Origin of the sequence: Streptomyces sp. NPDC007095, assembly GCF_040634475.1 — a bacterium.
Taxonomy (GTDB): domain Bacteria; phylum Actinomycetota; class Actinomycetes; order Streptomycetales; family Streptomycetaceae; genus Streptomyces.
Map to the genome: position 1 here is coordinate 1 of NZ_JBEYFS010000302.1, position 11,615 is coordinate 11,615.

At 69.1% G+C, this 11,615-nt stretch carries 9 protein-coding genes; 8 read left to right on the forward strand and 1 reads right to left on the reverse strand.

The genetic code is table 11. The annotated features are described in order from the left end of the window. Window positions 1-269 precede the first annotated feature (269 nt). A complete protein-coding gene (locus ABZ656_RS51995) occupies window positions 270-458 on the reverse strand; it encodes a hypothetical protein (RefSeq protein ID WP_067370993.1) in 189 nt (62 codons plus the stop codon). 598 nt (window positions 459-1,056) lie between these two features. Between ABZ656_RS51995 and ABZ656_RS52000 the strand changes: the two genes are divergently transcribed. The 8 genes from ABZ656_RS52000 to ABZ656_RS52035 all read left to right on the forward strand — a co-directional run bounded on the left by ABZ656_RS52000 (window position 1,057) and on the right by ABZ656_RS52035 (window position 11,544). Then, window positions 1,057-4,830, forward strand: coding sequence for a nitrate- and nitrite sensing domain-containing protein (locus ABZ656_RS52000; RefSeq protein WP_101400868.1), 3,774 nt, complete (start codon window positions 1,057-1,059; stop codon window positions 4,828-4,830). A gap of 9 nt (window positions 4,831-4,839) precedes the next feature. Next, window positions 4,840-5,253: a roadblock/LC7 domain-containing protein gene (locus tag ABZ656_RS52005; RefSeq protein ID WP_010984127.1), complete on the forward strand. Its 414-nt coding sequence runs from the start codon at window positions 4,840-4,842 to the stop codon at window positions 5,251-5,253. Between the two features lie 111 nt (window positions 5,254-5,364). Next, window positions 5,365-5,763, forward strand: coding sequence for a DUF742 domain-containing protein (locus ABZ656_RS52010; protein WP_054235411.1), 399 nt, complete (start codon window positions 5,365-5,367; stop codon window positions 5,761-5,763). After that, complete coding sequence (locus ABZ656_RS52015; protein ID WP_054235412.1) at window positions 5,744-6,319, forward strand: ATP/GTP-binding protein; 576 nt, start codon at window positions 5,744-5,746, stop codon at window positions 6,317-6,319. The genes ABZ656_RS52010 and ABZ656_RS52015 overlap by 20 nt, the downstream gene beginning before the upstream one ends. Window positions 6,320-6,669: 350 nt before the next feature. After that, on the forward strand, window positions 6,670-9,873 hold the full coding sequence (locus ABZ656_RS52020; RefSeq protein ID WP_180362082.1) for a nitrate- and nitrite sensing domain-containing protein: 3,204 nt from the start codon (window positions 6,670-6,672) through the stop codon (window positions 9,871-9,873). Window positions 9,874-9,883: 10 nt separating this feature from the next. Continuing rightward, the gene (locus ABZ656_RS52025; protein WP_030948713.1) at window positions 9,884-10,297 is read left to right on the forward strand and encodes a roadblock/LC7 domain-containing protein; all 414 of its coding nucleotides are present in this window, start codon (window positions 9,884-9,886) and stop codon (window positions 10,295-10,297) included. Window positions 10,298-10,391: 94 nt separating this feature from the next. After that, window positions 10,392-10,982, forward strand: a complete 591-nt coding sequence (locus ABZ656_RS52030; protein ID WP_095852426.1) for a DUF742 domain-containing protein — start codon at window positions 10,392-10,394, stop codon at window positions 10,980-10,982. Then, the gene (locus ABZ656_RS52035; RefSeq protein WP_026248371.1) at window positions 10,963-11,544 is read left to right on the forward strand and encodes an ATP/GTP-binding protein; all 582 of its coding nucleotides are present in this window, start codon (window positions 10,963-10,965) and stop codon (window positions 11,542-11,544) included. The genes ABZ656_RS52030 and ABZ656_RS52035 overlap by 20 nt, the downstream gene beginning before the upstream one ends. Window positions 11,545-11,615 lie beyond the last annotated feature (71 nt).

Genomic DNA, 11,615 nt, shown 5'->3' on the forward strand with positions numbered 1-11,615 from the left:
GGGGCTACCAAGCCCTATACCGGGAGAGCGAACAGCGCAGGCACCTTATCGAGGAGAGCCGAGGGCCGTCATCCACGTGCCCCGTCGGCCATCGGCCGTATGTGGCGGTCGGCCGCCGACCAAGTGCGCGGGGCGACCGTCGACCATCCGTGCCGTCCGCCGTCCGCCGACCGTCGGGCGGCCCATCAGCCACCTGCCGTCGCGCGCCCCGCGGCCATCTGCGGCGGCCGACCCCCGGCGCAGTGAGTCGGCGGCGGACCGCGTGCGTATTACTCGGCGACGGCGGCCGTGACCGGGGCTTCCATCAGGATGGTGCGGCGGGGGTTGGCGGTCTGGGTGGGGAGGTCGACCGAGTGCTCCGGCTGCTCCGGCGTCTGCAGCGCGTCGGCGTCCTCGAGGTGCGCCAGCGTGGTGCGTCGCGGGTTGGCTATGTTGCGGAACATCATCGTCGTCTTCACTGTTGTATTCGACCTCGTCATGGCGGGCGCCGAGCGGGGTCAAGGACCGCCGGGTCGGCGCAGGTTGTCGGATTTGCCATCCCTGTAAAGCGTCAGGCTAAACATGCAATTCCCGGTCGAAGCCGTGAAGACCTCATGATCCCCATGTGAGTTTGCTCACTTACTAGCAGGCAAACCGGTCAATTCAGGCCGCCAACTCACCTCGGCCAAACGGACATTGCTCCACTGAACCCAACATTCCGCTCCTGATCATCGCGACTGGGACACCCCTCGCGCGCCCATGGCTCGTAGGCATACGCCCTTTATGTACGAGATCACTTTCTACGTCTCGTAACGCATCCCTCACAAGGTGTCACGGTGGTCACAGCCTGGTACACGGGCCTTGTTGGAGATCCTGCACTGTGCTGGAATTCCACGGACCGCCGCGGGATCGAACCGGCGCACAGGGGGCGCGACTCAGCGCCGGGTGGCGGCGGGAAGGGGGAGCAGCGCCGGTCACTCACGACCACACCTGGGGGTGCGCCTGCGCCCCTGAACGACGCCGACACCGTCCCGCCGTTTTCGCGGAGGGGCGCCTGGTCCAGAGGTTGCGACGCTAGTGCAGGGACGTTTCAAGAGGGATGGCAGCGCTTCGGCGGAGCCGGAGCCGCACGGCGGGACCGACCGCGGTTCCTCGCCCCAGCACGCCCAGAACCCGGGACAATCAGAACTCGGCGGCGGTGAGCGCTCCGCGCGCCCCGGCGTGAAGGCTCCCGACCAACCACCCGCGAAGCCGAACGGTCCCCCCGGCCCCGGCTCCCGAATAGCCCTGCGCAACTGGCGCATCTCCACGCGTCTGGTGTCGCTGCTCGCGCTCCCCGTGGTCGCCGCGACCACCCTGGGTGCCCTGCGCATCAACCAGTCGATGGACGACATCCAGCAGCTCGACAACATGAAGCTGCTGACCGACATGACCAAGCAGGCGACCGAGCTCGCCGCCGCCCTCCAGAAGGAGCGCGACCAGTCGGCCGGCCCGCTCGCGCACGGCGCGAAGCCCACCGACATCACGGTCAAGGGAGTCCGCGACGCGACGGACGTCGCCAAGCAGCAGTTCATCGAGGGCACCCAGGAGATCGACACCGCCAGTGCGAACGGACAGCTCACCGGTGTCCGTGACAGCCTCGTGGCCATCGCGGGCGAGCTGAACAAGCTGAACACCATCCGCAACGGCGCCTACAGCGACTCCAAGAACTCCTCGCAGACGGTCGACGGGTACCACCGCCTCATCACCCAGCTGATCAACCTCTCCCAGGACATGGCCGAGGCGACCAGCAACCCGGAGATGATCTCGCGCACCCGCGCCCTGTCTGCCTTCTCCTCCGCCAAGGAGTACGCCTCCGTCCAGCGCGCCGTCATCGCCGCCGCGCTGCCCGCGGGCAACACCACCTTCGGCCAGCTCTCCGAGAACGACCGGCTCTACGCGAACTCCGCGCAGGACAGCGAGGCCTCCGAGCGCACCAGCTTCGCGAGCATCTACGGCGCCGGGGCGGAAGACCTCACCAAGCCGATCGACCAGGGCAACCCGACCATCCAGGCCGCCGACGCGTACTCCAACCGCGTACTCGGCTCGACGGGCGGTCTGAACACCCAGGACAAGCGCTCGTACAAGGACTGGGTCGACGACGACACGGCCAAGATCGAGCAGATGTCGAAGATCGAGCTGACGCTGCTCAACCAGATGGAGCAGAAGGCCCGTGAGCTGAAGAACGCCTCCCAGCAGGAGGCGATCATCTCCGGTGCGCTGATCCTGCTGGTCCTCGGCGTCTCTCTCGTCGGCGCCTTCGTCGTGGCCCGCTCCATGATCCGCTCGCTGCGCCGGCTCCAGGACACCGCGACCAAGGTCGCCCAGGACCGTCTGCCCGAGCTGGTCAAGCAGCTCTCCGAGTCCGACCCGCAGGACGTCGACACCTCCGTCGAGTCCGTCGGTGTGCACTCCCGGGACGAGATCGGCCAGGTGGCCGCGGCCTTCGACGACGTGCACCGCGAGGCCGTCCGACTGGCCGCCGAGCAGGCCCTCCTGCGAGGCAACGTCAACGCGATGTTCACCAACCTCTCGCGCCGCTCCCAGGGCCTCATCCAGCGTCAGCTCTCGCTCATCTCCGAGCTGGAGTCCCGCGAGGCCGACCCGGACCAGCTGTCCTCCCTCTTCAAGCTCGACCACCTCGCGACCCGCATGCGCCGTAACGGTGAGAACCTCCTCGTTCTCGCCGGTGAAGAGCCCGGCCGCCGCTGGACCCGCCCGGTCCCCCTGGTCGACGTGCTCCGCGCCGCCGCCTCCGAGGTGGAGCAGTACGAGCGCATCGAACTGGCCTCGGTCCCGACGACGCAGGTCGCCGGACGAGTCGTCAACGACCTCGTGCACCTGCTCGCCGAGCTCCTCGAGAACGCCACCTCGTTCTCCTCCCCGCAGACCAAGGTCAAGGTCACCGGTCACGCGCTGCCCGACGGCCGCGTGCTGATCGAGATCCACGACACCGGTATCGGCCTCTCCCCCGAGGACCTGGCCGCGATCAACGAGCGGCTCGCCTCGCCGCCCACCGTGGACGTCTCCGTCTCCCGCCGCATGGGTCTGTTCGTGGTCGGTCGTCTGTCGCAGCGCCACGGCATCCGTATCCAGCTGCGTCCGTCCGACTCCGGCGGCACCACCGCGCTCGTCATGCTTCCCGTCGATGTCGCCCAGGGCGGCAAGAAGGCTCCGGGCAAGCCGGGTCCGGGTGGTTCCGGTGGTCCGGCCGCCGCACAGGCCTCGGCCGGTGTCGCGGCGGCCCGCCGCGGCGACCAGGGCGGCGGTCCGTCCCTCGGGGCGGGTGCCCCCGCCGGTGGCGGCGGCGGTCTCCTCGGTGCCCCGCCGCAGCGCGGACAGGTCGGCGCCGGTCAGGGCCCGCGGGCCGCGCTCCCCGGTAGCAACCAGGGCGGTCGTCCTGGCGGCGCCCCGGGTGGAGCGCGTGGACCGCAGAGTCCCGGCAACCAGCAGCAGGGCAGGCCGGCCCCGGCCGGTGCGGGTGCCTTCGGACAGGGTCCGCAGGGCCTGGGGGCCGCCGGAACCGGCGCCCCCCAGGGCTTCGGAGACGGACCAGCAACCCGCCAGGGCTTCGACTTCGGTGACAGCAGCGCTCCCGCGGCCGCTCCTCCGCAGCAGCCCGCGGGCAACAAGGGCGGCGGCCGCCGCAGGCCGCAGCTGCCCGGACGCGGTGGTCCGCGTGCCGAGCTGCCCGGCGGCAGCCCTCAGCAGTCCCGGCCGAGCTGGAGCGACGACAACGCGCAGCCGCCGGTGCCGCGCGCGTCCCTCGACGCCCCGCGCGGTCACGAGGAACCCGACTCCACTTCGCGCATGCCCCGGATCGACGACCGGCAGGACCCGGCCGCGACCTCGGAGATGCCGCGGATCGACGACCGCCAGGGTCCCGCCGCCACTTCGGGATTCCCCCGTCCCGACTTCGACGCCCCGCGCCCCGGCATGAACGCGCCGCAGAACAACGGGCAGAACAGCGGTCAGTTCGTCCGCCCCGACGTGTACGGCCCCTCGGGCACGGCTCCGGCCGCCACGGGCCAGTTCGCCACCCCGGGCTACGGCACCTCCCAGGACCCGTCGTCCACGGGCCAGTTCGCCACACCCGGCTACGGCGCCACCCAGGACCCGTCGTCGACCGGCCAGTTCGCCCGGCCCGGTTACGGCAACGGCCAGGACCCGTCGTCGACCGGCCAGTTCGCGACGCCCGGCTACGGCAACCGCCAGGACCCCTCGTCCACCGGCCAGTTCGAGCGCCCGGCGCCTCCGCAGCAGCGGCCCGCGCGTCCGCAGGAGCCCGAGGCGCTGCCTCCGGCGACGGGCCCCGGTGACGGACGTACGCCGCTGTACGACACGCTGGAGACCAACTGGTTCCACGGTCAGCCGAACGGCGCGCAGAACGGCTCCCCCAACGGAGCTCACAACGGCGCCCAGAACAACGGCGTCCACACCAACGGCTCGCAGTCCTCGCAGCAGCCGCCGCAGACCCCCACAGCACCACCGCAACGGCCGGCCGCCGCACCGGCCTCCGCCAACTGGCGCACCTCGCCGAACGACGACCTCGTCCGGCAGGCAGAACGCGTCCGTCAACCGTCGGCGGGCGGGGTCACCACCTCAGGCCTGCCGCGCCGCGTCCCGCGAGCCAACCTCGTCGCGGGCACGGCACAGCAGCAACAGCACCAAACTGGTCCGCAGGTCTCCCGTGCGCCTGATGACGTACGCGGCCGGCTGACCAATCTCCGTAGGGGCATTCAGCAGGGTCGACAGGCCGGTACCGGCCAGACCGGCAGCTTCCCCAGCCCCACTCACCAGCAGGAGCGTTAGTTGAGCCCGATGAGCCAGGCGGCACAGAACCTGAACTGGTTGATCACCAACTTTGTGGACAACACCCCCGGGGTGTCCCACACCGTCGTCGTGTCCGCCGACGGGCTCCTTCTGGCCATGTCCGAAGGATTCCCACGCGACCGCGCCGACCAGCTTGCGGCCGTCGCCTCCGGTCTGACCTCGCTGACCGCCGGGGCCTCCCGGATCTTCGAGGGCGGCACGGTGGCCCAGACGGTCGTCGAAATGGAGCGCGGCTTCCTCTTCCTCATGTCCGTCTCGGACGGCTCGTCCCTGGCGGTCCTCTCCCACCCGGAGTGCGACATCGGCCTCGTCGGCTACGAGATGGCGCTGCTCGTCGATCGGGCGGGTGCCGTACTCACGCCGGACCTGCGCGCTGAACTCCAGGGAAGTCTGCTCCACTAAAGGGCCCTGGTTCTAGAGACTGCACGAAATCACCGTCCGGCCGCCACAATCCCCCCACCGGCCCCAACAGATGGCACGAATGACCGACTTGCTGTCCCGCCCGGAGGATTCATGACCCCGCCCACCGCCTCTCATGATCCGTACGCACAGCCGTACGGGGACGAGGGCGACCAGCCGCTGGTACGTCCGTACGCGATGACCGGCGGCCGGACCCGGCCGCGGTACCAACTCGCCATCGAGGCGCTGATCAGCACTACGGCCGACCCCGCGCAGCTGATGGGGCTGCTCCCCGAGCACCAGCGGATCTGCCACCTGTGCCGTGAGGTCAAGTCGGTGGCCGAGGTATCGGCCCTCCTGTCCATGCCGCTCGGTGTGGCCAGGATCCTCGTCGCGGACCTCGCGGAGGCCGGACTCGTCGCCATTCACCAGCCTGGCGGCGATGAGAACAACGGCGGCGCGCCGGACGTGACTTTGCTCGAAAGGGTGCTCAGTGGACTTCGCAAGCTCTGACGGAGGTCGTACGACCACCTCCGCGAAGATCGTGGTGGCGGGCGGCTTCGGCGTGGGCAAGACCACGTTCGTCGGCGCCGTCTCGGAGATCAACCCGCTGCGCACCGAGGCCGTCATGACGTCCGCGTCCGCCGGCATCGACGACCTCACGCACACCGGAGACAAGACGACGACCACCGTCGCCATGGACTTCGGCCGCATCACCCTGGACCAGGACCTGATCCTGTACCTCTTCGGTACGCCGGGTCAGGACCGCTTCTGGTTCATGTGGGACGACCTGGTCCGCGGCGCCATCGGCGCCGTCGTCCTGGTCGACACCCGCCGCCTGGCCGACTGCTTCCCCGCGGTCGACTACTTCGAGAACAGCGGCCTGCCGTTCGTCATCGCCCTCAACGGCTTCGACGGACACCAGCCCTACAACCCCGAAGAGGTGCGCGAGGCGCTCCAGATCGGACCGGACGCCCCGATCATCACGACGGACGCCCGGCACCGTGCGGATGCGAAGAGCGCGCTGATCACACTGGTCGAGCACGCGCTCATGGCACGTCTGCGGTAACACTCAAGTCGACAGCTTCATAAGACAGTTGTCGTAGGGACATTGGAGCCGGCTGTGTCGTTTGACACGGTCGGCCACAGTGTTCATAACGTTTCGACATGGAATTCGGTGGACACCGACACGCATCGCGGTCATTCGGTGTCGCTGCGCTCACAAAGGCCCCGTCTTTTGACGGGGCTCGCTCTTTATGACCGTTTTATCTAGGGGATACGTCACCCGGAACCAGCGGTTCCGAGTGTTTGGAAGGGCGCTGCCTGACGTGCTGGAATGCGCTGAACTGCCCAGTAGTCAAGGGCGCTGGAGACACCGCGGCACAACGTAGGTGCCGACGCCGAGAGGTTGTTGGTCGAGTGAGGCGAAGCAAGAACGGTCCCGAGCCGTCGGCACGGGGCAACTTCACCCCGCCGCCGCGCGGCGCGGCGCCCGCACAGGTGCCCGTCCCGGAGCCCACGCCGGCGCCCGCGCCGAGCGGCGGTCGTCTGTCCCCCCGTAACTGGCGCGTACCCACCAGGCTGAACGCGATCCTGCTCATACCTGTGATCGTCGGCCTCATTATGGGCGGCTTCCAGGTGAAGAACTCGATCGACACCTGGCAGGAGGCCCGCGACGCCGAGAAGGTCGCCAAGATCGTGGCGGCTTCCAGCGACTACGCCGAAGCTCTGCTCAACGAGCGCGACGTGTCCGCCGAGCCACTGCTCAAGGGCGACCGGAACAACGCCACGGTCAAGCAGGTCCGCGCGACCACCGACCAGATGGCCGACGCCTTCCACAAGGAAGTCGTCGGCATGCCGGCCAAGCAGGGTCTTGAGCGTCGGCTGAGCCTGGTGATCAAGGCCGAGCCCCAGCTGGACCAGATCCGCAAGGCCGCCTTCACCAAGTCCATGGACCCGGTGAAGACCGAAGAGGGCTACGTCACCGTCGAGCACCTCCTCATGGAGTTCTCGAACGAACTGGGCCTGGGCACCGGCAACATCACGAGCTACGGCCGTTCCGTGTACGCCATCGCGCTCGCCAAGGGCGCCGAGTCGCTGCAGCGCTCGATCGGCACCCACCTGCTGGTCAAGCCCAGCACCGACACGAAGAACCACGCGCTCCAGGTCACCTCCTTCACCTCGTACGCATATCTGGAGAACATCGCTCTTCAGGAGTACGTCTCCGGTGGTACCGAGGCGGACGCCGCCCGGCTCAGCACGGTCATGGAGCAGAAGACCGCCGAGGGCAAGAGCCAGCTGGCCGCCGCCAAGAGCAAGACGGAGGCCGCGGGCGGGACCTTCGTGACGCCGCCCGCCATGGACAAGATGATCCAGGCGATCGCCAGCGGCGCCACGCCCACTCAGCTCGCCGCTCAGGGCATCACTCCCGAGACCTGGATGGCTGCCGCCACCCTCAAGTTCCAGGGCTACAGCCAGGTCGAGAAGGAACTCATCGACCGGGCCGTCAACGACGCCGGAAGCATCGCCTCCGACGCCCAGCGCCAGGCCTACGTCAACGGCGCCATCGTCGTGATCGCCCTGCTCGCCGCCTTCATCCTGGCCGGACTCATGGCCCGCCAGATGAGCCGCGCGATGCGCCAGCTGCGCAACGCGGCCTTCGGGGTCGCCGAGCAGCGTCTGCCGATGCTGGTCGACCAGCTCTCGCGCACCGACCCGGGCCGCGTCGACACCCGCGTCCAGCCGATCCCGATCACCACCACGGACGAGATCGGCGAAGTCGCCCGCGCCTTCGACCAGGTCCACCGCGAGGCCGTCCGGCTCGCCGCCGAGCAGGCCCTCCTGCGAGGCAACATCAACGCGATCTTCACCAACCTGTCGCGCCGCAACCAGTCCCTGATCGAGGGCCAGCTGACCCTGATCACCGACCTGGAGAACAACGAGGCCGACCCGGACCAGCTGGAGAACCTCTTCCGCCTGGACCACCTCGCGACCCGTATGCGCCGCAACGGCGAGAACCTCCTCGTCCTCGCGGGCGAGGAGCCCGGCCGCCGCTGGGACCAGCCTGTGCCCCTCGTGGACGTGCTGCGCGCCGCCTCCTCCGAGGTGGAGCAGTACGAGCGCATCGAGCTCTCCGGCGTCCCGGAGGCCGAGATCCACGGCCGCGCCGTGACCGACCTCGTGCACCTGCTCGCCGAGCTCCTGGAGAACGCCACCACGTTCTCCTCCCCGCAGACCAAGGTCCGCGTCACCGCGACCCGGCTGCCCGACGGCCGCATCATGGTCGAGATCCACGACAAGGGCATCGGCCTCACCGCCGAGGACTTCGCGGACATCAACCACAAGCTGGCCAACCCGCCGACCGTGGACGCCGCGATCTCACAGCGCATGGGCCTGTTCGTGGTCGGCCGGCTGTCCGACCGGCACGGCATCCGCGTCCAGCTGCGCCCCTCCGGCGAGCAGGCCGGTACGACCTCGCTCGTCATGCTCCCCGACGCGATCACCCACGGTGGTGGCGGCGGCGAGCAGCAGCTCCAGCGCGACGAGTTCACCGTCTCGCAGATCATCCCGGAGCCGCAGGGCTTCCAGCCGGAGCAGGCCTTCCAGTCTCAGGCCCAGCCGATGCGCACCGCCGCCGAACTCGGCTTCGACGACAGCCGCTACACGGAGGTCCCCGACGACATCCGTGAGCTGGACCCCGTCGGGCGCTCGCTGATGCGTGAGGAGCGCCGTGCGGCCCTGGAGGCCCAGGCACAGGGCCAGCCGGAGGCCATCGAGGCACCGAGGTACCAGGAGGACTTCGCGGCCCCCCAGCCCGCGTACGACAACGGGCAGGCCGGGTACGACAACGGCCAGGGTGCCTACGAGGAGCAGCAGGCCTCGTACGACCAGCAGACGGCGTACGAGGAACCGCAGCAGGGGACGTACGACGAGACGTACTTCCCGTCGAACGGCGGCTACCCGGAACCCGCGTATGCGGAGCCGGTCCAGGAGGAGCACACGGGAGCCCGGAGTTCCGCTTCGGACACCTTCTCGACCTTCGACGAGCCGTCCTACCAGGACGACTGGCCGCAGCAGGACTCGTACCGCAACGGCTACCCGTCCGAGTACGCTCCCGAAGCGGAATCTTCGCAGGCCGCTGACGTGAGTGAGCAGGACCGCGTAGGCTTCAGCCGTCCGGGACCGACCTCCTCCGCCCCCCATGAGCTGACCGACGCCGGGCTGCCGCGCCGCGGATCCACCGCGAGCGGCACCAACGGCCAGCGGCCCTTGGACCATGGCACCCAGGGGGTTCAGGCACCGGCCGCGGCCACCGCGAGCAATGGCGACGGCGACTGGCGTACGTCCAACGACAACCGCTGGCAGCGCGCCGAGCAGCTCAAGAAGCCCAAGGCGGGCGGGGTCACCTCGTCCGGCCTTCCCCGGCGGGTGCCCAAGGCCAATCTGGTCGAGGGAACCGCGGAAACGACCCCACAGGGCGGCCCCCAGGTCTCCCGCGCTCCCGAGGACATCCGGGGCAGGCTGAGCAACCTGCGCCGCGGCGTCCAGCAGGGACGCAATGCAGGTAGTGACACGAACGGCCAGGGCTTCGGTCCTGACAGCACCTACAACCAGGAGCGTTAGTGTGAGCCCGATGAGCCAGGCGGCGCAGAACCTCAACTGGTTGATCACCAACTTCGTGGACAACACCCCCGGGGTGTCCCACACGGTGGTGGTCTCCGCCGACGGACTCCTTCTGGCGATGTCCGAAGGCTTTCCCCGTGACCGCGCGGACCAGCTCGCGGCCGTCGCGTCCGGGCTGACCTCGTTGACCGCGGGCGCGTCCCGCATCTTCGAGGGCGGCAGCGTGAACCAGACAGTTGTGGAGATGGAGCGAGGATTCCTCTTCCTCATGTCCATTTCCGATGGATCCTCGCTCGCGGTCCTTGCACATCCCGAAGCGGACATCGGTCTCATCGGGTACGAGATGGCCCTTCTGGTGGACCGTGCCGGTACGGTTCTGACCCCGGATCTTCGAGCGGAGCTCCAAGGGAGCCTTCTCAACTAACAGACAGACCGTGCGTATTGGCGTCCCGGGGCCGTAAGGTTTCGGGACGCGGTCCCACAGTGATGGGTGCCCGGCACAGTCGGAGGAGGAGAAAGTGGCAACACCCCCAGGCGGTTCGTCTTCGGGCAACTGGTCGTACGGCCCCGGCCAGGGGCAGGGCCAGGGCGACGGTTCTCAGAATCCGAACCGATTCAACTTCCCCTCCGCGCCGAGCCACCGGCGTCAGCAGCCGTACGCACCGCAGGGCCCCGGCCCCTCGCCGTACGACCAGCCGCCGGCGCCGCGCATCCAGCCTGTCCAGCCGCAGCGACGCACCCCTGAGGCGGCGCCCGCGGGATCGTCGAACAACCCTCTGGTGCGCCCGTACGCGATGACGGGCGGCCGCACCAGGCCCCGCTACCAGCTCGCCATCGAGGCGCTGGTGCACACCACCGCACAACCGCACCAGATGCAGGGCCAGTTGCCCGAGCATCAGCGGATCTGCAACCTCTGCCGGGAGATCAAGTCGGTGGCCGAAATCTCGGCGCTGCTGACGATCCCTCTCGGCGTGGCCAGGATTCTCGTCGCCGACTTGGCGGAGGCGGGCCTGGTCGCCATCCATCAGCCCGGCGGCGACGAGAACGCCGGCGGCCAGCCAGACGTGACTTTGCTCGAAAGGGTGCTCAGTGGACTTCGCAAGCTCTAGCGGAGGGCCTTCCCGCTCCACCACGTCCGCGAAGATCGTGGTGGCGGGCGGCTTCGGCGTGGGCAAGACCACGTTCGTCGGGGCCGTCTCGGAGATCAACCCGCTGCGTACCGAGGCCGTCATGACGTCCGCGTCCGCGGGCATCGACGACCTCACGCACACCGGAGACAAGACGACGACCACCGTCGCCATGGACTTCGGCCGCATCACCCTGGACCAGGACCTGATCCTGTACCTCTTCGGTACGCCGGGTCAGGACCGCTTCTGGTTCATGTGGGACGACCTGGTCCGCGGCGCCATCGGCGCGATCGTCCTGGTCGACACCCGCCGTCTCGCCGACTGCTTCCCCGCGGTCGACTACTTCGAGAACAGCGGCCTGCCGTTCGTCATCGCCCTCAACGGCTTCGACGGCAATCAGCCTTACAACCCGGACGAGGTCCGTGAAGCCCTTCAGATCGGCCCCGACACGCCGATCATCACGACGGACGCCCGGCACCGCGCCGACGCGAAGTCGGCGCTGATCACGCTGGTCGAGCACGCCCTGATGGCACGTCTGCGGTAGCGCCTGCGCGCGGCGAAGCAAAAGAAGGGGCGCCCTCTCCACCGAGTGGAGAGGGCGCCCCTTCTTTTGCC